This is a genomic window from Planctomyces sp. SH-PL62, from assembly GCF_001610895.1.
Lineage (GTDB): Bacteria > Planctomycetota > Planctomycetia > Isosphaerales > Isosphaeraceae > Paludisphaera.
In genome coordinates this window covers 4,355,920-4,379,922 of the sequence record NZ_CP011273.1, presented here as the reverse complement: position 1 = coordinate 4,379,922, position 24,003 = coordinate 4,355,920, and the positions used below count along the sequence as shown (strand labels likewise).

At 69.1% G+C, this 24,003-nt stretch carries 16 protein-coding genes; 12 read left to right on the top strand and 4 right to left on the bottom strand.

What is annotated here, in order from left to right:
• Nucleotides 1-133: 133 nt before the first annotated feature.
• Nucleotides 134-1,288 carry a formylglycine-generating enzyme family protein gene (locus VT85_RS16950; protein ID WP_068417835.1) on the bottom strand — a complete coding sequence of 385 codons (1,155 nt, stop codon included), beginning with the start codon at nt 1,286-1,288 and terminating at the stop codon, nt 134-136.
• Complete coding sequence (locus tag VT85_RS16945) at nt 1,285-3,168, bottom strand: M2 family metallopeptidase (protein ID WP_197490816.1); 1,884 nt, start codon at nt 3,166-3,168, stop codon at nt 1,285-1,287. Before VT85_RS16945 ends, VT85_RS16950 begins: the two co-directional genes overlap by 4 nt.
• A 246-nt stretch (nt 3,169-3,414) precedes the next feature.
• On the opposite strand from VT85_RS16945, the gene VT85_RS16940 reads away from it, so the two are divergent.
• From VT85_RS16940 to VT85_RS16930, 3 genes are read left to right on the top strand one after another with little or no spacing between them, the layout of a single operon-like run.
• Nucleotides 3,415-7,488 carry a PVC-type heme-binding CxxCH protein gene (locus VT85_RS16940; protein WP_068417830.1) on the top strand — a complete coding sequence of 1,358 codons (4,074 nt, stop codon included), beginning with the start codon at nt 3,415-3,417 and terminating at the stop codon, nt 7,486-7,488.
• Nucleotides 7,485-7,871 (top strand): hypothetical protein, encoded by a 387-nt coding sequence (locus VT85_RS16935; RefSeq protein WP_068417827.1) that lies wholly within the window; start codon nt 7,485-7,487, stop codon nt 7,869-7,871. The genes VT85_RS16940 and VT85_RS16935 overlap by 4 nt, the downstream gene beginning before the upstream one ends.
• A gap of 3 nt (nt 7,872-7,874) precedes the next feature.
• Nucleotides 7,875-8,744: a homocysteine S-methyltransferase family protein gene (locus VT85_RS16930; protein ID WP_068417824.1), complete on the top strand. Its 870-nt coding sequence runs from the start codon at nt 7,875-7,877 to the stop codon at nt 8,742-8,744.
• 33 nt (nt 8,745-8,777) lie between these two features.
• Here the strand turns inward: VT85_RS16930 and VT85_RS16925 are convergent, their stop codons facing one another.
• On the bottom strand, nt 8,778-11,075 hold the full coding sequence (locus tag VT85_RS16925; RefSeq protein WP_068417820.1) for a WD40 repeat domain-containing serine/threonine protein kinase: 2,298 nt from the start codon (nt 11,073-11,075) through the stop codon (nt 8,778-8,780).
• 558 nt (nt 11,076-11,633) lie between these two features.
• Nucleotides 11,634-12,131, bottom strand: coding sequence for a DinB family protein (locus tag VT85_RS16920; protein WP_068417815.1), 498 nt, complete (start codon nt 12,129-12,131; stop codon nt 11,634-11,636).
• Nucleotides 12,132-12,292: 161 nt separating this feature from the next.
• Between VT85_RS16920 and VT85_RS16915 the strand changes: the two genes are divergently transcribed.
• The 9 genes from VT85_RS16915 to VT85_RS16875 all read left to right on the top strand — a co-directional run bounded on the left by VT85_RS16915 (nt 12,293) and on the right by VT85_RS16875 (nt 23,906).
• Complete coding sequence (locus VT85_RS16915) at nt 12,293-14,722, top strand: ArnT family glycosyltransferase (RefSeq protein WP_068417812.1); 2,430 nt, start codon at nt 12,293-12,295, stop codon at nt 14,720-14,722.
• Nucleotides 14,723-15,310: 588 nt separating this feature from the next.
• Nucleotides 15,311-17,311: a DNA mismatch repair endonuclease MutL gene (gene mutL / locus VT85_RS16910; protein ID WP_068417809.1), complete on the top strand. Its 2,001-nt coding sequence runs from the start codon at nt 15,311-15,313 to the stop codon at nt 17,309-17,311.
• Nucleotides 17,312-17,457: 146 nt separating this feature from the next.
• On the top strand, nt 17,458-18,966 hold the full coding sequence (gene aroE / locus VT85_RS16905) for a shikimate dehydrogenase (RefSeq protein ID WP_197490815.1): 1,509 nt from the start codon (nt 17,458-17,460) through the stop codon (nt 18,964-18,966).
• A gap of 11 nt (nt 18,967-18,977) precedes the next feature.
• Nucleotides 18,978-19,556: a shikimate kinase gene (locus VT85_RS16900; protein ID WP_197490814.1), complete on the top strand. Its 579-nt coding sequence runs from the start codon at nt 18,978-18,980 to the stop codon at nt 19,554-19,556.
• On the top strand, nt 19,547-20,497 hold the full coding sequence (locus VT85_RS16895; RefSeq protein ID WP_068417807.1) for a prepilin peptidase: 951 nt from the start codon (nt 19,547-19,549) through the stop codon (nt 20,495-20,497). The genes VT85_RS16900 and VT85_RS16895 overlap by 10 nt, the downstream gene beginning before the upstream one ends.
• Before the next feature lie 110 nt (nt 20,498-20,607).
• Complete coding sequence (locus tag VT85_RS16890) at nt 20,608-20,982, top strand: lipopolysaccharide assembly protein LapA domain-containing protein (RefSeq protein WP_197490813.1); 375 nt, start codon at nt 20,608-20,610, stop codon at nt 20,980-20,982.
• A gap of 53 nt (nt 20,983-21,035) precedes the next feature.
• Nucleotides 21,036-21,692 (top strand): hypothetical protein, encoded by a 657-nt coding sequence (locus VT85_RS16885; protein WP_068417803.1) that lies wholly within the window; start codon nt 21,036-21,038, stop codon nt 21,690-21,692.
• A 111-nt stretch (nt 21,693-21,803) separates the two neighbouring features.
• Nucleotides 21,804-22,409 (top strand): imidazole glycerol phosphate synthase subunit HisH, encoded by a 606-nt coding sequence (hisH, locus tag VT85_RS16880; RefSeq protein ID WP_068417800.1) that lies wholly within the window; start codon nt 21,804-21,806, stop codon nt 22,407-22,409.
• 204 nt (nt 22,410-22,613) lie between these two features.
• Nucleotides 22,614-23,906 carry a S53 family peptidase gene (locus VT85_RS16875; protein ID WP_068417796.1) on the top strand — a complete coding sequence of 431 codons (1,293 nt, stop codon included), beginning with the start codon at nt 22,614-22,616 and terminating at the stop codon, nt 23,904-23,906.
• The last annotated feature ends 97 nt before the right edge of the window (nt 23,907-24,003 follow it).

Below are 24,003 nucleotides of genomic sequence, written 5' to 3'. Positions count from 1 at the left end.
TTGTTCTCGCAGCCGGTGGTAAAAGCCCAGTATACCGGAGGCGCCCCGACGATGCGACGGCCGCCGCGCGGGATTCCCCGTCGCGGCGGGACGATCCGAGGAATCATCCAAGTCGCTTCGAGCCGCGATTTCGTCACTTCGCGGGTGACGCCGGGGGCTTCACGCAGCGGAATCCCAGGTGAGACATCCCCGAGTCGGTCGCGGTGCCGCGACGGGCGCTGGGCCGGTAGTTCGAGCAGTAATTGGAGCTGCACAGGAACGACCCGCCGCGCGTGACGCGTTTGGGCTGGAACGGCTCGTCGGGATCGTAGCTTTCGTCGGGTCCCCTGGGGTCGACCGTCACGTCGACCTCGCCGTGGAGCCGGTAGGTGTCGGGGCGATACCAGTCGGAGCACCATTCCCAGACGTTGCCGATGGTGTCGTACAGGCCGTAGGGGTTGGGAGGGAACGACTTCACGGGGGCGATCCGGGGGTGGCCGTCCTGGTCCTCGACCACCTCTGGGAAGCGGCCCTGCCAGGTGTTGGCCATCCGCTTGCCGCCGGGGGTGAAGACGTCTCCCCAGCCGTACTTCGCGCCGTCGAGACCGCCGCGCGAGGCGCGTTCCCACTCGGCCTCGGTCGGGAGCCGCTTCCCGGCCCATTCCGCGTAGGCGACCGCGTCGTCATATGACACGTGGACGACGGGGAAGTCGTCCTGGCCCTCGATCGAGTCGTCTGGGCCGTCGGGATGCTTCCAGTCGGCGCCGAGCACCCACCGCCACCAGTTGGTCAGGTCGTCGAGCCCGCCGGGGGGGAGGGCCCCGGCGGGAGGCGTGAAGACCAGGGACCCCGCGCCGAGCTGCTCGTCGGGAGGCTTGGGCGTCCCCGGCGGGAGCTGGGCCTTGATGACCTCCCAGTCGACGGGGCGTTCGGCCGTCGTCTTGTATCCGGTCGCATCCACGAACTTGCGAAACTCGGCGTTGGTGACCTCGGTCGCGTCGACCCAGAAGCCGTCGACCTTCACGCGATGCGCAGGACGCTCGGAGACGTGGGCCTCGGGATCGTTCGTCCCCATCGTGAAGACGCCCCCCGGAATCCAGACCATGCCTTCGGGCGCGGGCTCGGCGGGGGGAGCGTCGGGATCGACGGGGACCGCCGGGGCCGCGACGGCGGTCTGTTCCGGCGCTGTCGCGGCCGTCGTCTCGGGGGACGGCGCCGGCGACTCCCCGCAGCCGAGGACCGCCGAGGACAGGATCAGGGCGAGCAATCGGAGCCCGGCGGGGCGCGGAATCCAGACGAGTCGGTTCATGGTTTTCCGGGGTCCTGGGGCCAGCCGGACGCCCGGCCCTTGTTCTCGACTTCCAGCCATTCCCTCAGCGGTTCAAAGTACGCGACGAGGGGCCGGGCGGTCAAACCTTCCCCCGTCGCCTCGCGGAGCACGGCGTTCCAGTCGCGGGTGGCGCCAAGCCGGAGGATCGACCGGAGGAAGTCGCCGACCTTGGCGTTGCCGAAGTAGTTGCACTCGCGGGGGTCCTGCTTGAGGATCTCCCGCGCGATGTGGTCGTGAAGCTGGAATTTCAGCACGGTGCCGATCGCGTAGTCATAGTACTGCGCGGGGTCGTCGTTGATGTGGGTCTTGGTCGCGGCGTCGCAGAGGGTTTCCGGACGCTCGCCCGGCGGGGCGATCCCCTGGTACTTGCCGACCCGCTCCCACCAGCCGGCGTTGAGGGAGTCGTCGGCGATCGTCCCGGCGTAGAAGTCGCGTTCGAAGCGGGTCATGACGCCGGCCGACCAGGGGAGGAAGACGATCGACGAGCCTTCGAGGGCGGAGCTGAGCAGGAAGGTGGTCGCCGGCGCGGCCTCGGCCTCGGGGGTCAGCAGGCCGACCTGCTTGAGATACGGGCGCTGCCCCGCCGCCAGGCCGATGAGGTCGCCGACCCCTTCGTGGAACGCCCGGTTCGCGCCCTGACGGAGCAGGGGGGGGACCTCGGGCCTCGCGTAGCTCAGGAAGTAGTAGATGTGCCCGAGCTCATGGTGGGCGGTGTCGAACCACTGGTTGTCGGGCTCGATCGACATCAGGCTGCGGACGTCCTGGTCCAGGTCGATGTGCCAGGCGCTGGCGTGGCTGTTCTTCTTGCGGCCGGAGGCGGGATCGGCCGGGTAGAGGTCGGACCGGCTCCAGAAGCTCGGCGGGAGCTTGGGGAAGCCCATCGAGGTGTAGAACCGCTCGGCCTGCTCGGTGATGAATTCGCGCGGCTTGCCCCGGAACGGGGCGTCCATGTCGACCCCCTCGACGAACCCCGGCCAGTTCTGCCCCCAACGATTTGAGAGCCAGTGCGCGGGGATCGCTCCGTCCGGGGCCTCGACGCCGTAACGACGGGCGAGCTGATGCTTGGCCCAGGTGTGGAGCTGGGCGTAGAGCGGGCGGACGTCGGCGACGATCCGGTCGCAGAGGGCGAGCATCTCGTCGACGCTCATCCCGTAATCGGCCACCTGGAGCGCGAAGAAGTCCGCGAACCCGAGTTCCCGGGCGACCTTGTTGCGGAGGTCGCGAAGCTTCAAGATCCCCTCGCGAAGCGGGGCGCCGATTTCCTTGGACGCCTCCCAGTAGGCCTTCCGCTCGTCGAGGTCCTTCGACGTGAGGAGCACCTGGTCGATCCGGTTGGCCGAGGGATTCTCCACCGAGCCGTCGGCCTTCTTGACGGTGTAGGCGAAGGCGTCCTGGGTCGCCGACTGCTTGGCCTCGGCCTCCACCCTCGCCTTGACCACTTCGGGGAGCGTCCCGGGGGCCTCGGCGGATCGGAGGCGGACCTTTTCCAACTGGCGGACCTGCAACTCGGTGAGTCGATCCTTCTCTCGCAGGAACCGGGCCGTCTTGTCGATGACCTCGGGCGAGCCGACGACCTGATTCACCGCCTGATTCGCCGCGACCTGCGCCGCGGTGTGGGCCTCGGAGACGTCCGTCGAGGCTGCCCAGGCGGCCTCTCCGGCCTTCGTCTCCAGGGGGAGCCAGCGCGTCGTGTAATCCTTCAGGAACGCGTCGACCTCATCGCGGATCTCCGCGGCCCCGGCCCGGCCCGGCATCGCCCCGGCCGCCGCGAGCGCCGCGGCGGCCTTCAGGAAGTCACGACGATCCCCGCGAACCACGTCCCCATCTCGCCCCGCCGCTCGCGCTTCGTGTCGATCCACGGTCGCCGCTCCTTTCCGGTCCAGCCCCGATCGTCCCCCCGGAACTCCAGAGCCGAGGATACCGCATCCCCGGGCCCGCACCTACCCCCCGGCCGAACGGCGACGACGGCGAAACCTCGGACAGCCCCTTGCTTCGCTCGCCGTCGACGACCATCTTTGTAGGGACGAATCCCGGCAGGGCGAGATGTCGCGGAATCGGGTCGATTCGCGCCCCCAGGAAGTTCCCACCACGAGGCGAGGCCGTCCATGTCCGCTCCCAGTCACCCGTCCGTTCGCCTGGCCCTCGTGCTCGGCGTGCTCGCGATCGCACCCGCCCGGGGCGTGGCCGAGGAGGGCCACCGCCCGACCGACGCCGCCGGGCGCGTCCTCAACCTGGACTTCGAGACGGGCGACCTGCGCGACTGGACCGCCCAGGGCGAGGCCTTCCAGGGCCAGCCGATCGAAGGCGACGCGGTGGCGGCCCGCCGTACCGACATGAAGAGCGGACACGCCGGCCGATTCTGGGTCGGCAGCTTCGAGCGCGGCGGCGATCGCCCCCGCGGCACGCTCACCTCGGCGACGTTCAAGCTCGACAAACCTTTCGCCCGATTCCTCATCGGCGCGGGGCCTCGCGAGACGACCCGGCTGGAGATCGTCAAGGCCGACGACCAGGCCGTGATCCACCGTGCGGCGGGCGACGGCGTGGAGGACCTGAAGCCGGTGGTCGTCGACCTCTCGGCGCACGTCGGCGAGGACGTCTTCCTTCGGCTCGTCGACGACGATTCCGAGGGCTGGGGCCACATCAACTTCGACGACTTCACGCTCTGGGAGTCGAAGCCGCAGGGCGAAACCCGGCAGACCTTGCCCTCGGCCGACGCCTTCCTGCACGCAGGGCTCTCGCCCGAGGACGCCGCCAGGGCCATGACCGGCCCGCCGGGCTTCAAGGTCGACCTGCTCGCCGGCGAGCCCGACGTCGTCCAGCCCATCGCCTTCACGCTCGACCATCGCGGGCGGCTCTGGGTCGTCGAGTCCTACACCTACCCGATCCGGCTCCCCGAAGGGCAGGGGAAGGACCGCATCCTCATCTTCGAGGACGTCGACGGCGACGGCCGATTCGAATCTCGCAAGGTCTTCTACGACAAGCTCAACCTCGCCAGCGGCATCGAGGTCGGCTTCGGCGGCGTCTGGGTCGGAGCGGCGCCCCAGTTCCTGTTCATCCCCGACAAGGACGGCGACGACGCGCCCGACTCCGAGCCGGTCGTCCTGCTCGACGGCTGGGGTTACCAGGACACCCACGAGACCCTGAACTCCTTCAACTGGGGCCCCGACGGCTGGCTCTACGGCTGCCACGGCGTCTTCACCCACTCGCGGGTCGGCAAGCCCGGGACCGCCGACGCCGACCGCGTCCCGATCAACGCGGGCATCTGGCGCTACCACCCCACGAAGCACGCCTTCGAGGTCTTCGCCAACGGCACCAGCAACCCCTGGGGCGTCGATTTCGACGCCGAAGGCCGGGCGTTCCTCACCTCGTGCGTCATCCCCCACCTCTACCAGGTGATCCAGGGCGGGCGCTACGAACGTCAGGCCGGGGCGGACTTCAACCCGTACTCCTACGACCTCATCACGACCATCGCCGACCATCGCCACTACCTCGGCAACAACCCCCACGGCGCCAACGGCCGGTCGGACCTCGCCGGCGGCGGCCACGCCCACGCCGGGGCGCTCATCTATCAGGGAGACGCCTGGCCTCGCGAATACGTCGGCTCGATCCTGATGAACAACATCCACGGCGCGAGGCTGAACCGCGACCTCCTCCTCCCCGCCGGTTCGGCCTTCGTCGGCCGACACGCCCCCGACTTCCTCATGGCCAACGACCGCTGGTCGCAGATCGTCAGCCTGAAGACCGGGCCGGACGGCCAGATGTACATGATCGACTGGTATGACGAGAACCAGTGCCACCTGACCGACCCGGTCGCCCACGACCGCACCAACGGCCGGATCTTCCGCGTGCGATACGGCGACCAACCGGCCTCCTCCCGCGCGATCGACCCGCGGACGGTCTCGAACGACGACCTCCTGAATCTGCTCGGCCACCCCAACGACTGGCAGGTCCGGCACGCCCGGCGGCTGCTCCAGGAGCGGGCCGTCGCGATGGACGAGGCGGCTCGCCGGGAACTCGCCGCCGCCCTCGCGGCGAAGGCGTTCGACGGCCCCGACGCCAAGCTCCGACTTAACGCCTTCTGGGCGCTCCACACCGTCGCCGGCCCCGACGAGGCGACCACGCTCAAGGCGCTGGCCGCCCCCGACGCGGCCTTCCGGGCCTGGGCCGTCCAGCTCGCGACCGAGGCCGGCGCTCCGTCGGGCAAGGTGCTCGACGACTTCGCCAGGATGGCCCGCAAGGACGGCTCGCCCGTCGTTCGCCTGTATCTGGCGTCCGCGCTCCAGCGTCTGCCGATCGCGGCGCGTCGCCCGATCCTGGAAGGGCTGGTCTCGCACGCCGAGGACGCCGAGGACCACAACCTGCCGCTCATGACCTGGTACGCCATGGAGCCCACGGCCGGAGAAGGCCCGGAGTGGGCCCTCAAGCTCGGGTTGGAGTCGAAGCTGCCCGGCATCCTGTCGAAGTCCGTCCGTCGCGTCGCGGCGATCGGCACGCCCCAGGCCTTCGACCTGATCGTCGCGACGCTCGACCAGGCCGATTCCGACCCCACGCGCCTCACCATCCTCCAGGCCGTGAACCAGTCCCTCCAGGGACGCCGCACGGTGGACATGCCGGCCGCCTGGCCCGCGACCTTCAAGAAGTTGGGCGCGAGCGGCGACCCGGACATCCGATCCCAGGCCACGGCGCTGGCCGTCACGTTCGGCGACCCGGCCGCGCTGGCCTCCTTCCGAGCGATCCTGGCCGACCCCGTCAAGCCGCTCCCCGCCCGTCGAGACGCCCTCACCGCGCTGCTGAAGGCCCGCGACCCCGGCCTCGCGCCGGTGCTCCAGGGCCTGCTTCCCGAGGCGAGCCTCCGAGCCGAGGCGCTCCGGGGCCTGGCCGCGTACGACGATCCCGGGACCGCGACGGTCATCCTGGCCCTCTATCCGTCCTTCACCCCCGAGGAGCGCCGGGACGCGCTCAACACGCTGGCGGCGCGGGTGACATCGGCGAAGGCCCTGCTGGCGGCCGTCGGCGACGGATTGGTCGCTTCGAAGGAACTCTCGGCCGACCTCGTCCGGCAGATGCGGAACCACAAGGACGCCGAGGTCGACGCCCTGATCGCCAAGTCGTGGGGAACAGCGCGAGAGACCACGGCCGACAAGAGCAGGCTGATCGAGAAGTACCGCAAGATCCTGACCGCCGGCTACGCGCGGAAGCCCGACCTAGAGCTGGGACGCGCCGTGTTCGCCCGGACCTGCCAGCAGTGCCACACCCTCTTCGGCGTCGGCGCGGCCATCGGCCCGGACCTGAGCGGCTCCAACCGCGCGGATCGCGAATACCTGCTCTCGAACGTGCTCGACCCCTCGTCCCTGATCGGCAACGACTACCTCGCGCACGTCGTGGCGACCACGGACGGCCGGGTCCTGACCGGCCTGATCAAGTCGGAGGATCAGGATGCGTTGACCTTGCAGACGGCCAATGAGCTGCTCGTCATCCCGATCGGGGACGTCGAGGAGCGACGCCCGAGCGATCTGTCGATGATGCCGGGCGACCTCTGGACGCCCCTTTCCGACTTCGAGGTCCGCTCGCTGGCCGCCTACCTCGCCAGCCCGACCCAGACGCCAATGCTGGCGACCCCCGAGAACCTCTCGGGTTTCTTCAACGGCAAGGACCTGACCGGCTGGGTCGGCGACCCCGCCCTCTGGTCGGTAGAGGATGGGCAGATCGTCGGCAAGACCCCCGGATTGGATCACAATGAGTTCCTCAGGAGCGAGATGAGCGCCCGCGACTTCCGCCTGACCTTCCAGGTCAAGCTCGTCCGCAACGAGGGGAACAGCGGCGTCCAGTTCCGCAGTGAGGCGCTCCCGGACGGCGAGATGAAGGGCCCCCAGGCCGACGTCGGCGCCGACTGGTGGGGCAAGCTCTACGAGGAGAACGGCCGGGGCCTGCTCTGGCCGAAGTCGGCCGAGGCCGTCGTCAAGCCCGGCGAGTGGAACAACTACGAGATCGTCGCGCGAGAAGGCTCGATCCGAACCTGGATCAACGGCGAGCCGGCCGTCGTGCTCGACGACCCCGAGATCTCCCGGCGCGGGATCTTCGGCCTCCAGCTCCACTCCGGCGGGGCGACCGAGGTCCGCTTCAAGCACCTGAAGCTTGAGCTCGACCCTACCCTCGAACCCGCGACGAAGGCCGAATGAGCCACACCGAATACACCCCCGGCGTCTGCAACATCGGCGGGGCCGAGGTCCGCTTGCGGAAGCTCCTAGGCTGGGCCGGGCTGGTCGGGGCCGTCGCGCTCTGGGGGTGCTTCCTCTGGGCCGGGGTCTCGCCGGCCACCCGGCTCTGGGTCGGCGGGCCGGCTTTGATGTCGGCCCTCGGCTTCCTCCAGGCGCGTCGGCGATTCTGCGTAAACTACGGGTTCGGCGGCGTCTCCAGCTTCGGCCCGCAAGCCGGAGCGACCGAGACCGTGGAGGACGCGGAATCCCGCGCCGTGGACCGTCGGACTTCGTGGCGGATCGTCGGAACCTCGGTCGCGATCGCCCTCATCGTCGCGGTCGCGGCCTATCTGACCCCGACCTGATTGATGAGCCGATTCAGGGATCTGTTCGACCCGGCCTCCCCCGTGATCCTCGACGCCGGCTGGGCCACCGAGCTGCAAAAGCGGGGCCTCGCGCCGGGCGAGTCTCCCGACGCCTGGAACCTCGCGCGACCGGACGACGTCGAGGCCGTCGCCCGTTCGTTCGTCGAGGCCGGGGCCCAGGCGATCCTGACCAACACCTTCCAGGGAAGCCCCCTCGCGCTCGCCCGCGTCGGGCTCGACGGCGAGGCCCGCCGGATCAACGAGGAGGGGGCGAGGCTCTCCCGGCGGGCGACCGGCGGCGCGAACGTGCGCGTCCTGGGCTCGATCGGGCCGACGGGCCGCCGGCGCGATCTCGCGGCCGAGGCCTTCACCCTCCAGGCCGAGGCGCTGGCCGCCGGCGGCGTCGACGCCCTCGTCCTGGAGACGTTCGGCGATCTGGCCGAGGCCGGGACGGCCCTGGTCGCCGCCAGGGCGACCGGCCTCCCGGTCGTCGCAGCGTTCTATTTTGATGAAGCGTCCGGCGAGCCGAGGACGGCGGACGGTTCGAGCCCCGAAGCGATCGCGCAAGCCATGGCCCAGGCCGGAGCCGACGCCGTGGGTGCCAACTGCGGCGCGGGCATCGCCGGGTTCGCCGAAGTCTGTCGGCGACTCGCCTCGGCCTGCGACCTACCAATCTGGATCAAGCCGAACGCGGGCCTGCCGACGATCGTGGACGGCAAGGCGGTCTACGAGACGACCGCCGACGCGTTCGCCGCGGCGTTGCCCGAACTCGTCGCGGCCGGTGCGGCCTTCGTCGGGGGCTGCTGCGGGACGTCGCCCGAATTCATCAGGGCGCTTCGCATCGCCGCAAGAGGGCGGGGTCCCGCCAGATAGGCGACGCCCGGCCCTGATCCGCGCCCGCCTTCGTCAAGGTTGCGACCTGGCCTCGCCGAGGGAATCGGCCCGGCTCCAGGGGCGGGCGTCCCAGATCCTCACCGCGCCGTCCCGGCCGGCCGACGCCAGGATCAGGCCGTCGTCCCGGAACGCCAGCACGTCGACCGCGTCGTCGTGCCCGTGGCGGGAGAAGACCTTCTCGCACGAGGCGACGTCCCAGAACGTGACCGTCCCCTCCGAGTCCGCGGAGAGGAGTCGCTTCTCATCCGGGCTGAACACCACGGAAGAAATCGGGTCGAACCCCCCTTTCAGGCGGCGGGGGGCGTCCGGCGCTCGGACGTCCCACAAGGTCAGGACCCCGTCGTCGCCGCCGACCGCCGTATAGCGTCCGCTGCGCGAGACCGCGACCGCGAGCGAGATTTGCTCCAATCGGTCCGATTTGGGGAGGGGGACGGCCCGTCCCGAACTCAGCGACCAGGAACGCGGCGGCTGTTCCTCGCCGACGCTGACCAGTCGGTCGGCCACGGGACCGAACGCCAGCGCCAGGATCGCCGGGCCCGCCTCCACGAGCGTGAGAAGGGGCCGGTCCGACCCGCCGGTCGCGTCCCAGACCAGCAGGCGACCGTCGTCGCCCCCGGTCGCCACGCGAAGTCCGTCGCGAGAGACGGCCAGGGCGTCGACGCCTCCCCGGTGCCCGCGCAACTCGCGGGGCGTCCCCCAGGCGTCCCCCTTGCGGGTCCAGATCCTCAGGCACCCGTCGTTGCAACTGGCCGCGATCCGCTCGACGCCGTCGGCCGACCGGGACCAGGCGAGATCGTACACGGTCGCCCCGGCCGGGAGGCCCGCCAGAACACCGACCTTTCGCCCCTTCGACGCGTCCCAGATCCAGGGCGCGCCGTGACGACCGCCGGCGACGAGCCTCACGCCCCCGGGGCGGAACGCCAGGCCGTAGATCGTCCCCGGGTAGCCGCCCAGGAGGGGGGTCCGATAATGTCGCAGTCGGTCGAGGAACTGCCATTCCCAGTCGCGATAGATCGGCGGACATTCCAGAAGCTGATCCCGGGCGTCGAGGGCCCGCCCGGCGTCGAGCGCCGCCGAGGCGAGGGCGAGATGGTTCAGATAGGCCTGATATTCGAGCTTCCCCAGGGCGTCTCGCGCTCTCCGAAGCTGGACCGTCGTCGAGACCAGGCCGATCAACACCGAGGCGACGATCGCGAGCATCAGGGCCGAGATCAAGGGCCGCGCGCGCACCCACTGGACGGCCGTCTCCAGGAACGTCGGCGGCTGGGTCTCGATGGGGACGCCCTGGAGGAAGCGGGCCAACTCCGCGGCCAGCTCGCCCGCCGTCCTGAAGCGTCGCGACGGATCTTTCTCCAGACATCGGACGCAGATCCGATCCAGTTCGTCGGGGACGAACGGATTCAGCCGCTGGGGGGGCGTCGCGGGCTCGTTCAGGACCCGAATGACCACGCCCATCGGGTCGGCCCCCTGGAACGGGGGGATTCCGGTGAGCATCTCGTAGAGGGTCGCGCCCAGGCTGTAGACATCGCTCCGCGCGTCGGCCCGCGAGGCGTCCCGCACCTGTTCCGGGGGGATGTACTGGGGCGTCCCCATCAAGACGTCCTTGGACGTCAGCGCCATCGACTGTTTGTGCTCGAACAGCTTCGCCAGCCCGAAGTCGGTCAGATACGGCTTCCCAGCCTCGTCGATGAGGATGTTGCTCGGCTTGATGTCGCGATGGATCACGCCTTTCGAGTGTGCATGCTCCACGGCGCGAACGATCGGCCCGATCAGTCCGACCGCCTGGACCGGGGGCATCGGCCCCGATTGCAGCTGTTGCGCCAGGCTGTCGCCGTCGACGAACATCATCACGTAATAAGGGAATCCTTCGTGCAGGCCCGCGTTCAGGACCGGGACGACGTGCTCGTCGTGGATCATGGACGCGGCCCTTAGCTCGACGTAGAACCGCGCGACCTGGCGCATCGCATCGCAAGTCCGGGCTTCCGCGTCCCAGATCGAGCGGCGGAGGAGCTTGAGGGCGACGACCTGGCCCATGGCCGTCATGCGATGTCGAGCCCGATAAACCTCGCCCATGCCGCCGCGGCCCACCATCGCGAGAACTTCGTAGCCGTCAATGACCGTCCCGGGGGCGACGCACCCCCGGTACTGGAACGTGGGCCCCCCGTCCTCGCCCAATCCCAGCCCCGGCCGGGGCTCCTGGAGGAAGGTGGCGAACCCGAGCGATTCCGCGCCGGAGAGGGAGAACCCCCCGGGCTCGAGGAGGATCGTCGGTGGGAGTTCGACGGCCGGCCTCGGATCGGGGGAGGCCACGTCACCGTCCCGGTCGACTCCGGGCTCGGGTGGGGCGAGCGACGGCGTCGCCTCGGTCGAAATCCCGTCCCCGGACGGTTCGCACGATGCTCCCTGCGCCGCCCCGCCCGGCGGTTCCAGGTTTGGCGCAGGCTCCTCCCCCCGGGCGGCGATTCCTTCGATCCCCGTCGTGCATGGCCTGTCGGGGTCGTCCGGATCGGGGAGCGAGGCTGCCATGGAACTCCTCCTGACGGCGTCCCTTCACGGCCGGCGGTGTCAAGCGCGACGAGGCCGGCCCGTTCCTGGACACATTTTTCCGACCCTCGGTGGAGACGATCCGAGGGCTCCCCGTCGTCCCGCCTCCCGCCCTCAGCCGGGCCGGAGACGACTAGAAGTGCGACTACACGAATAATACGAAACGAAACATCTTGGAATATAAAAAATCTCTCGCTTGTGAGAAGTTCTCACGTATATCAACTTAATTAAAGACCATTAAGCCTGGGTGTCGCCTACGCCCGACGACTTCACGGAGAATCCGCGGCGTCCGAAAGATCCACGGCTCTCGGTCGTCGTGGAGACTCAGGGGCCGGGATCCCGCACCCAGTGGATGAAATCGGTCTCGGCGGGAGTCCCGCCAGCGGCTCGGACGAGTTGCGCGATCTGGCCGCGATGGTAGGACGAATGCCCGAACAGCTGGACGAGGAGGTCTTCCACCTGGTTGCTGGAGGTGGTCCCGTCGACCATCTGGTAGGTGACGACGCGAGCCAGGGCCTCGTCGTCGAGTTTCTCCAGGGTCTCAGTCCAGCGTCGCTCGATCTGGCTACAATCCCGCCTCACGTCGTCGAGTCGGACGTCGCGGGGGAAGAGCGGACGATTGGAGGGCGGTGCGGCCTCGATCCGGTCCAGCCACCGTTCGCGGGCGCCGACGAGGTGGCTCATCAGGTCCACGGCCTTGCGAAATTCGGCGGACTCTCGACGTTCCGTCGGGACGCTCTCGAACGACGCGAGGACCCGGGCGTGGACGTTGCATTCATACTGGAACCATCGTCGGAAGCGGTCGGCGAGCGGGTTCGACATGGCTCGGCTCCTGGATTTCAGCGAAGGTTTCGTGACGGGGTGTTCGCCCTGCCTGGACACGATTTCGGGGAAAGGAGTTCGGGACCGGCGGCGCGGGGGAAAACCGGACGCTCGGCTGGTATCATGGGCCCTCACCGTATTCGGGCGATCGAGGAAGGAACATGCAGGACCGCCGTCTCGACATCAATCATCCGGACGAATCCCAGGGGGCGGGGGACGACCTCGAAGCCTTGCGGCGTCGGCGAGACCGTCTCTGGATCGCCGCGCTCGCAGTGTTCCTCGGGGCGATCGCGGCGCTCGTGCCCACGGCGGGGGACTTCGGGGTGACCTGGGACGAGCCGGCGTACCGCTACAGCCAGGTGATCTCGGCCCAGTGGTGGGAGCAATGGGCCGAGATCCGGTCGTGGGACGACGTCCAGGCCCAGCTCGATCCCGACGCCCTCCTCTATTACTGGCCTTACGCTCGATTCGGGATCAACTTTCATCCCCCGTACGCGGGGCAGGTGAGCCTCGCCGCGCGGGCGGCTTTCGGGGGCGGGATGAAGGATATCCCATCCCGACGGCTGGGGTCGATCCTCCAGTTCGCCCTGACGATCACGCTGGGGTTTCACTTTCTGAGCCGTCGCTATGGAGCGGCCGTGGGCCTGGTGATGGCGGGCTGTCTGCTGCTCATGCCCCGGCTCTACGGCCAGGCCCACCTGCTCGACACCGACATCCCTGGCCTCTTCCTCTGGGTCGCAACGGCCTTCGCGTTCTGGAAGGGGCTGAACGAGCCTGGGGCGCGGCGCTGGCGGGTCCTCGTGGGGGTGCTGCTCGGTCTGGCCTTTTTGGAGAAGATGGCGGCGGTGGGTGTGCTGCTCCCGCTCCTGATCTGGCTGACGATCGCCCGACTCCCCTCCGCGTTCACCCGCAAGGTCGGCCGAGGCGGCTGGATCGACTCCGTGGTCACGCTGGGCCTGATGCTGCTGCCGCTCGGGATCGCGTTCGTCGAGATCCAGATGCTCCAGCGCCGGCTGCCGCCCCCCGCGCAGGCGGATTTGTTCTTCCAGACGAGTCCCCGCCCCCAGACCGCCTTGCCGGGCGCGATCCTGGCCTTGCCTTTGATCATCTGGGTGCTCCGACGCCTCCTCGGCCGGCTCCGTCCCAAAAGCCCGATCTGGGGCGTCGAACGGCCCGGGCTGGAGACGCTGACCGCGATTTTGGCGTTCGCTCCGGTCGTGGGGTGGCTCGGCAACCCCGCGTGGTGGCGCGAGACCATCGTGCGCATGACGCATTATTATACGCTGAGCAATGACCGCCAGGGGGCCTTGCCGGACATCCTGATCCTCTATTTCGGGCAGACCTACAAGTACAGCCTCCCCTGGCACAACGCCTGGGTCCTGACGGCGATCACCGTCCCGCCGACGATACTGGCCGTGGCTTTGGTCGGCGTCGTCTGGGGGCTTCGTCGGATCCGAGCGGACCGCGTGCCGCTCTATTTCCTGCTCCACATGACGACGCTTCCGGTCCTTCGGATGCTCCCCACCCCGGCCCACGACGGCGTCCGGCTGTTCCTGCCCACCTTCTTCTTCCTGGCGGCCTTCGCGGGATGGGGGACGGCCTGGATCGGCTCGGCCGTCTCGCGTCGCGTCCGATGGGGGACGATCGCGACGGCGACGCTCGTCCTGGCACCCGCGCTGCTCGCCCTGGTACGCATCCATCCTTATGAGCTTTCGTATTACAACATCCTGGTCGGCGGCCCCTCGGGGGCCTGGCGTCGCGGCTTCGAGCTGACATACTGGTACGACGCCTTCACCCCTCGCGTGATGGAAGACCTGAATCGGAAACTGCCGCCCGACGCCGAGGTCGACCATCTCAACGACAAGACGAACACGGCGATGCAGGTCTTCAACGATCAGCAGGCGCTCGGCCACATCAGGCACGATATCAAGCTGGTCCGCCGCAGCGGCGATCGCTTCCCCTACGTCTTCCTGCTCACGCAGGATTCCAAGGCGTCGGCCTTCACGCGGCTCCTGTTCGCGATGCAGCCCTGGTACGCTTCCACGCCGTCGCAGCTCGACGGCCTTCGGGCCGTGACCGTGGCCGACCCGACGGCCGTCTCGCGGGCCTGGGGCCTCAGCCTCCTGGTCGACGCGCCCGACCGCAGCCCGCCCGACCCGCCGGCCGCCCCCGCCTGGATTCGCTCGTCCTTCCCCGTCCTCCAGCGGTTCTGGGGCGACGGACTCCAGAAGGACAACCGGCTGGGCGTGAACGAGGCGATGGTCGAATGGGCCCGTACCTCGCCCGACCGCCTCAAGGCCGCCGCCCGCCTGATCGCCGACCGTCGTCCGCTCCAGGAAGACGCCGACGCAAGCCGCCTGCATGCGCTCCTCGTCCCCGAAGTCGACGGCCGCCCCAATCCGACCCGCAAAAACCTTCTGGACCAGCTCCTGCGCGCCCGCCCCGAGGGGCTGGTGGAGGCCGTCGCGATCCTGACCGACCATCCCGACGCGGTCGTCCGGATCCTCACGCGATACGGCTACACCGATCCCCAGTCGGTCGGCGGTTTCCTCGATCGGGATCTCGCCGGCCCTCCGCCCTCCCAGCCCTGACTACGACTTCCACCTCGGACCGATTTCTCGCAGACCGAACGATCGGTGGTATTGTCCAGTCGGCGGCGCTGCGCGCCGAACCGGATCTGACGAGGCGGTGCGTCGTCCGACCGGATTGGCCTCGATCAACCCCGCCCCAGCGACCGAATCTCCCGCGCGACCAACGAAAACCGCCGAACGAAGCCAATCAAGGAACCCGAATTTTCCGCAATAAAACCAACAGTGAAATGGATTTGCGTCCGATGGCTTCGTTCGTCGCGCCCCGCGAGCGAAGCCAATTTCGAGGATAGAGCCCGTTGACGCGGATCCTCAGGGGACCAGGAGGCTCCGTGAAGTCGTTTTCGGCCGATCGAAGCCAATCGCCAATCCATGCCAAATGTTAATGGCAAAGGGTTTACACCGATTTCGGCCTTCACGGCCACGACGAACGAACCCAATTTTCCGGGAATCCCTTGGGTTCGATCGCTCGACTCCGGCGGGGCGTGGGGAAGAATTGGGAGTTCTCGTCGCGTCCGGCACTTTCTGTACGTCAGTCCAGTAGATAGAATGAAGTGAGCGGGCGGAGCCAAGCGTCCGGGGAGGGTCGGAATGGGCGTCATCCAGATTCTGCCGCCGTCGGTGGTGAACCAGATCGCCGCGGGCGAGGTCGTGGAGCGGCCCTCGTCGGTGGTGAAGGAGATGATGGAGAACGCGATCGACGCCGGGGCCAAGCGGCTCGAGGTCAGCGTCGAGCGCGGGGGGAAGGACCTGATCCGGATCGCCGACGACGGCCAGGGGATCGCCGCCGAGGATTTGCTGCTGGCCTTCCAGCCCCACGCCACGAGCAAGCTCCAGACCGCCGACGACCTGCACCGGGTCCGCACGCTGGGCTTCCGGGGCGAGGCGCTGGCGGCCATCGCCGAGATTTCCAAGGTCCGCTGCCAGACCCGTCGAGCCGACGCCGACGAAGGGTCCGAGCTTCAGATCGAAGGTGGGATCGCCGCGCCGATCAAGGGATGCGGCGGCCCGGTCGGGACCGTCATGGAGGTCCGCAACCTCTTCTTCAACACCCCCGTCCGGCGCACCTTCCTGAAGTCGGACTCGACCGAGGCGGGCCACGTCGCCGAGACCTTCGCGCGGATCGCCCTGGCGCATCCCCAGGTCCAGATGACGTTCCGATCAGGAGGGAAGGTCGTCCACGACCTCCCCGCCGTCGCCGGGATACGCGAGCGCGTCGCCACCTTCTTCGGCCGCGAGCTGGCCGAGTCGCTGCTCTGGGTCGAGGGCAAGCTGGATCAGATCAGCCTCTGGGGCTACGTCGGCCATCCCTCGCAAAGCCGGTCGAGCACCAAGAGCCAGTACCTGTTCCTCGGCGGTCGCTACGTCCGCGACCGCAGCCTCAGCCACGCGCTCAACGAGGCGTATCGCGGCCTGCTCATGGTCGGACGCAACCCGGTGGCCTTCCTCAACCTGGAGATCCCGGCCGAAGAGGTCGACGTCAACGTCCACCCGACCAAGATCGAGGTCCGGTTCCGCGACCCCCAGCGCATCTACAGCCACCTCCTCTCCACGCTGCGCCAGACCTTCCTGTCCAGCGACCTCCACAGCCGTCTCCAGGCGGTCCCCGCCGCGAGGCCGTCGTCGGAAGCTCCGCATGCGGCCTCGCCTTCCGTCGCCCCTTCGTCGGGATGGTCGACCGCAGCGCCGTCGGCCCAACCGGCCCCATCGATCCGCCCCGAGTCGCCGTACGGCCTGGAATCCGAGTTCGCCGACCGTCAGGCCGTGGCGTCCTGGTTCCAGCCGTCCCATCCCCCGGACGAACGACCGCAGATCCCGGACTCGGTCGGCCAGGTGCAGCCTCCAGAATGGTCCCGGACGCTCCCCGGTCGCTTCGACTTCGCGGACGCGGGCTCGTTCGACGAGTTCTCAAGGCCGCCCGTCGAGGCCGGGTCGGGGCTGTCATCTCCTTCGGAACCATCGCCGATCCCCGATCCGCCCCGGGCTGAACGCCGCGTCGAGCCCCAGGCCATGTCGACCGGTCATGCCAAGGCGATCCAGGTCCATGACAGCTACCTGATCGCCGAGACGAACGAAGGCATGATGGTCATCGACCAGCACGCGCTCCACGAGCGGATCCTGTACGAGGAGCTTCGCAAGCGGGTGGCCGAGGGGAGGGTGGAGTCGCAGGGCTTGCTGGTCCCCGAGCCCGTCCACATGGCGGCCGACGAGGCCGCGATCCTGCTGGAACACGCCGGGCTGCTCGCCGAGCTGGGCCTTGAAGTCGAGGGTTTCGGGGGCGACACGGTGCTGGTCCGGAGCACCCCCGTGATGCTGTCGCAGATCCAGCCCGACCAGCTGGTCCGCGACCTGGCCGAGCACCTCTCGACCCAGCCCCTGCCGCCGACCCGCGACGGACTGGTCGCTGAGCTGCTCCACATGGTCTCGTGCAAGGCGGCCGTCAAGGCGGGCCAGAAGCTGAACGCGGACGAGATCGAGGCGCTCCTCGCGCGACGGGAGCTGGCCGCCGACGCGCACCACTGCCCCCACGGCCGCCCCACGGCCCTGATCTTCACCAAGAGCGAGCTGGAGAAGCAGTTCGGACGAATCTGACGGCCGGTCCGATTCGACTCGCGGACGGGCGGCGGCTTCCTCTATCCTCGCCCCGCCCGGCTCGCGTAGAATCGAGCCGCGGGGCGAGCCGTAAGGGTCGAATAGGTAACGGAAACGGTCCTCCCGAAGCGGGGAGTCATCCGAAGATGGCGATGATCTGTGCGACGATCGGACGAGGCCGCCATTCCTCGGTGATCGAGGAGTGGCAGGCGGCGGCGAAGGCGGGCGCCGGGCTGGTGGAGCTGCGCGTCGACTGCCTTCGGCGCGAGCCCGACCTCAAGCGGCTGCTCAAGGATCGCTTCACGCCCCTGGTCTTCACCGTCCGCCGCGGCGTCGACGGCGGCATGTGGCGCGGCGACGAGGAGAAGCGGCTCCAGATCCTCCGCGAAGCCATCGCGCTGGGCGTCGATTACGTCGACCTGGAAAACGACGTCGCCGCCAAGATCCGCCGCTTCGGACCGACGAAGCGGATCGTCAGCTATCACAACCTCAAGAAGACCCCCGAAGACCTGGGCGAGATCGTCGCCGCTTGCAACGAATGCGACCCGGACGTCGTCAAGGTCGCGGCGACGGCCACCAACCTGGCCGACGTCTCCCGCATCCTCCAACTGGGAGTGGACGCCCAGCGGCCGACGATCACGATCGCGATGGGGGAGATGGGCCGGTTCACGAGGGTCCTGAACGCCAAGTTCGGGGCCCCGTTCACCTACGCCGGCTTCAACCGCGAGCGCGTCTTCGCGCCGGGCATGCCTTATGTGTCGGAGTTGAAGAAGGACTATTTCTACGACCAGATCGACGCCGACACCGAGGTCTACGGCGTGATCGGCGACCCGATCGGCCACAGCCTGAGCCCGGCCGTCCACAACGCCGCGTTCCGCCAACTCGGGCTGAACAAGGTCCTGGTGCCGTTCCAGGTCCCCAAGGGGCAGCTCGAAACCTTCTTTCGCGAGCTGGAGTGGCTGGGGATCAAGGGGTGCAGCGTCACCATCCCCCACAAGGAGGACGTCATCCCCTTGCTCAAGGTCAAGGAGGGGTCGGTCGAGCGGACGGGCTCGTGCAACACGGTCTCGATCGACGCCGACGGCGTGAAGACCGGCTTCAACACCGACTACCGCGCCGCGATGGACTCGCTGGAAGACGCCATGGGGAAGACCGACGCCCCGGACGCTCCCAGCCCCCTCCTGGACAAGCAGGTGCTCCTGCTGGGCGCCGGCGGCGTGGCGCGGTCGATCGCGTTCGGCCTGACGCGTCGGGGGGCGAGCGTCACCATCACCAACCGCCACGACGAGCGCGCGGCGAAGCTGGCGGAGGAGGTCGGCTGCCGATCCGCCAACTGGGGGCTGCGCGCGACGCTCCTGGCGGACGTGATCGTGAACTGCACCCCCGTCGGGATGCACCCGGACGTCGACGACACGCCGCTGCCGCCGTCGGCCTTCCAGCGGTCCGGCACGGTCGTCTTCGACACGATCTACCACCCCGAAAACACGATGATGCTGAAGCTGGCCCGCGAGCGCAGGTGCACGACCCTGACGGGCGTGGACATGTTCGTGCGCCAGGCCGCCCTCCAGTTCAAGGTCTACACCGACCGGGACGCGCCGCTCGACGTGATGCGGGCCGCCCTGAAACGCAAGCTGGGGCCCCTGAAAGACGAATGAGCCGCCAACCGATGAGCGAGACGAACGGACGAGGTCTGGTCCTGGTGGGCTATCGAGGCACGGGGAAGTCGACGGTCGGCCGGCTGCTGGCCGAGCGGACCGGGCGTCCCTTCGTGGACGTCGACGACGAGATCGTCGCCCGAGCGGGCCGGACGATCCGGGCCATCTTCGAGGAATCGGGCGAGCCCGCCTTCCGCGTGATCGAGGAAGCGGTCGTGCGCGACCTGATCGCCGCCTATCCCGGCGGCATCCTCGGGACGGGGGGAGGGACGATCGTCCGCGAGGCCAACCGCCGGGCGATCCGCGGCCACGGCTTCGTCGCCTGGCTCCGGGCCGACGTCGACGAACTGGCCCGACGCCTGGAAGCGGACACCGCCACCCGCGAGACCCGCCCCTCGCTGACCTCCAAGGGGGCTGTGGCCGAGATCGCCGAGGTGCTGGATTTTCGGACCCCGTTCTACGAGGAAGTCGCCCATCTCGTGGTCGACACCGTGAGCCGGGGACCGAAGGAGGTTGCGGACCTCATCCTGGAGCACTGGTCCCGCGCCGAGGGGTCGCAGGACTCGGGGGAGCCGCGCTCGTGTTCGTGAGCTGGCCGCTCCTGGCGTTTTTGGGGTTCGGCGTCTTCTGCGTGGGCACGGTCGTCGGCAGCTTCCTGAACGTCTGCATCTACCGCATCCCCTGGCAGAAGAGCGTGATCTGGCCGGCCTCGCACTGCCCCCGCTGCTTCGGCGCGATCTCGGCCTCCGACAACATTCCGATCATCGGCTGGCTGGCCCTCCGGGGCGAGTGCCGGATGTGCGGCCTGCCGATCTCGGCGCGCTACCCGCTGATCGAGGCCCTGGTCGGCTTGCTGTTTCTGGGCCTCTTCGGCGTGGACGTCCTCCTCGCCCCCCGCGACGCCTTCGGCCAGATCCCCGTCTCCTCGCTGGCGACGCTCGGCTATCACGCGCTCCTCGTCGCCCTGCTGGTCGCGGCGACCTTCATCGATTACGACCTGCTCATCATCCCGGACGAGGTAACGGTCACCGGGATGGTGCTCGGCCTGGGCCTGGGGGCGGCCATGCCCTGGGTCCGACCCGACCCCTCGACCGCCTCGACCTTCCTGGGAGGGCTGGGAGTGGGGGTGGTCGGCCTGCTCGTCGGCTCGGGCCTGACCGCCGGGGTCCGGTCGAGCTTCTCCTTCTTGCTGCGCCGGGAGGCGATGGGGTTCGGCGACGTCACGCTGATGGCGATGATCGGCGCGTTCCTGGGCTGGCAGGCGGCCGTGCTGACCTTCTTCCTCTTCCCGTTCTTCGGCCTGGCCCACGCCCTCTGGAAGTTGACGAAATATCTCGGGAAACGGCTGGCCGGCCTCGAATCCTCGAGCGCGGATCGCGAAATACCGGCGGGGCCCTACCTGAGCATGGCCGCCGTCTTCCTCCTGTTCTCCTGGCCCTGGCTCTGGCCGAACTGGGCGGAGGGGCTGTTCGACATGCTCCACGCGATCTTCTGGTGGATGCTCGGCGTCAACGTCGGCCCGCTTCGGTAGGAGGCGAAGATCCCGGGACGTCCCGCCTCGGGAATTCCGGGGGGACGGGGAAAGCGATTCCAGCTAGAATCCGGCACGGCGGGTGCGAGGCTGTGAATCGGGAGGCTTTGATGATGGCATACCAGTACAAGCGGCGGCGGCCGTCGATCATCCGCAATTTCTGGGTCTATCGTTGGCTGATCGGGACGGCCGTCCTGCTAGGCCTGATGCTCTGGTTCATCTGGGTCAACCACGCGGAGGTGACCGTCTCCTTCCCGTTCGGCCTTGGCGCCTACGAGAGCAGCCTGGGGGTGGTCATCCTCCTGAGTGCACTCTGCGGGTCACTCCTGACCTTCCTGGGCATGACCGTTTTCTTCGCCTTGCGGAAGATGCGCGGCCATCACGGCCCTGCGGATCCCGCCGAGAGGCGCGAAATTGACGACGATCGGCCCCCGCCGGACTACGCCTCGAAAACCGACGACGGGTTTCCCAATTCCGGATGGTGAAATGGCCGAAGATTAGACTATCTCCAATCTCGTCCCCCATTCGGAAGGCCGTCGTGGCTCGCGGAAACCTTGCGATTCACCCCTGGTTCGAGACGACGGGCGATCCCGCCCGGCGCAACCGCCGCGCGCCGGGGTCGGCTCGCGTCCTGGTCCTCCTCGCGGCCGTCCTTTTGACCGGCTGCTCAGGGCGGGGCACCTACATCACCGGCGGCCCTTCCACCGGCCAGCTCAAATCGAGCCTCAGCCATCTTGAGTTCGAGAACGACCAGCTCAAGACGCAGGTCGCCAGGCTCAAGGAGGAGAGCCGGGCGTTCGAGGACCGCCTGGTCCAGGAGCGGCTGCACAGCGACACCCTGGTCACCAAGCTCGACAACGCGCGGAACCTCCTGCGGGATCGCGGGTACGACGCCGGGGCCGACTCGGACCTCGACGCGCCGCTCTCGCGCCCCCGCACGCTTCCGGCGGGCCGCACCACGCCCCCCCGTCGCAAGTCGCCCGCAGCGCAGATCTCCAAGGCCAGCGAGCTGGACGAGATCCCCCCCATCCGCATCGACGACGGCTCGCGAGGACGCCCCGCCGCCGGTTCCGGCCGCTCCCGACCGGCCTCGACCCGCAACGCCGATCCCGACTCCCTCGGCATGAATGCGGAGGACCTGCGCTGGGTCCCGATCGCCCGCGGCGACGACCAGCCCGAAACCCCGAAGCGCTGACCCGGAATCGACCCGCCCCGCACCGAACCAGCCGAGCTCCGCTGTCGTCCATCACGGCGGGCTGGTACGATCGTTGTCCAGCAAGGACCGATCCGTAAACCGAGGCGCGGCATGATCGTCATCATCGACTATGGGATGGGCAATCTGAGGAGCGTGCAGAAGGCGTTCGAAGCGGTCGGCAGCGCCGCCGAGATCGCGACCGACCCGGAGCGGATCCGCCAGGCGTCGCACGTCGTCCTGCCCGGCGTCGGGGCCTTCGCCGACGCGATGAGCGAACTGCGCCGGACGGGCATGGACCAGGCGTTCACCGAGGCCGTCCGCGCCGGAAAGCCCTGCCTGGGCGTCTGCCTGGGCCTCCAGCTCCTGTTCACCACGAGTGAGGAAGACGGCGAATACGCCGGGCTGGACCTGATCCCCGGGCGCGTCGTCCGGTTCGCCCCGCGTCCGGGCCTCAAGATCCCCCACATGGGCTGGAACACCCTCGAAATCCGCAGGCCGATCCCGCTCCTGGAAGGGGTCGGTCCCGAGCCTTCGGTCTACTTCGTCCACTCCTACCACGCCGTCGCCGAGGACCCGCGCGACGTTGCCGCGGTCTCCGACTACCCGGACCCGTTCCCGGCCGTCGTCAACCGCGACAACCTCACCGCCTGCCAGTTCCACCCCGAAAAGAGCCAGCACGTCGGCCTGGCGATGTACGCCAACTTCGCAGAAGCCTGAGCGTGCAAGACCCCGCCGACCGAGCGATCGGGCGGAGAACCCGACCGATCCCCACGTTCGTCAAGTCCGTCCCGCGACGGTCTTCGGATTCCCCCGCGTCCGCGATTCCGCCGGATAAGCTCTCCTTGATGGACCGCGCCACGCGCGGACGAGGTCGATGGAACGACCCGGCAAGGACTGCGAATTCGTCGGAGGGACGGACTCATGGGGAACCACGTGCGTCGGCGGCGGCTGCGCCCGGCGATCGAGAGCCTCGATCCCCGCAGCCTGCCGTCGGGCTTCACCCCGGCGGAGATCGGGGCCGTCTATGGGCTGTCGTCCATCACCCTGACCTCGCCGACGGGTGAGACGGTTCGGGGGGACGGGACCGGGCAGACGATCGCCATCGTCGGGGCCTATCACAATCCCAACCTGCTCTCCGACTTGAAGGTCTTCAACGAAGCGTTCGGCCTGCCCGACGCCCAGGTGACGGTCGTGAATCTCGGCGGCGACGCCACCAACGCGACCTGGGCGTCGGAGTCGGCGATGGACGTCCAGTGGGCGCACGCCCTCGCCCCCGGGGCGTCGATCCTCATGGTCGAGGCCGCGTCCGATTCGGCCGACGACGTCCTGGCTGCGGTCGACGTTGCGCGGACGGCGCCCGGCGTCGTCGCCGTCTCGATGAGCTTCGGCTTCACCGAGACGGCCGGCCAGCACGCCTACGACGACCAGTTCACGACCCCCCCGGGCCATGCCGGGATCACCTTCATCTCGGCCAGCGGCGACCACGGGGCCGAGGGGGGGGCGATGTACCCCGCCAGTTCGCCCAACGTGCTGGGCGTCGGCGGGACGTCCCTGATCCTCGACGCGACGGGAACGGTGCAGTCGGAGACGGTCTGGGCCCGGAGCGGCTCCGGTCCTGGCCGGTTCTCCTCTCAGCCGGGCTATCAGCGGTCGTTCACGCCTTCACCTCGACGGAGCACTCCCGACGTCGCCTTCCTGGGCGACCCCTCGACGGGCGTGCGCGTCTTCCACACGCCTCCTGGTGAATCCCAGGGCTCCTGGCGGGTCCTCGCCGGGACGAGCCTGGGGGCTCCGGCCTGGGGGGCGATCCTGGCGATCGTCGCGCAGGGGAGGGCCCTGAACGGCCAGGGGAGCCTCGACGGGCCGTCCCAGACGCTGCCGATGCTCTACGCACTCGCCGACACGGGCTTCCGCCACGTGACGACTCCGGGGGCCTCCGGGGCCGCCGCCGGGCTCGGCGTCCCCGACGCGCGGGCCCTCATCCCGGCGATGATCGGCAAGAGGACGACTGGCGACGCGCCCCAGGAAGCGGAAGCGCCGCGGACGCCCGTCGAGACGATGCCGGCGACCGTGGCGGATCGGCCGGCTATCCGCCGGACTCCCCCGTTCCGACGCCGACCGGCCGTCGCGCCAAGGCCGGTTCGCACGCCGATTCGCCATCCCCGGATCATCCGCCAGTCCCTCCCGGCGCGTCGAGTCGGGATCGGCTCCTGACCCGTCGCGGCGGGCGACCTCACCGCCGCGCGGCATGACCGATTTTCCCGTCTCGGGAGGGATCGCTCGGTCCTTGCGACGCCACCGGGAGACGGCT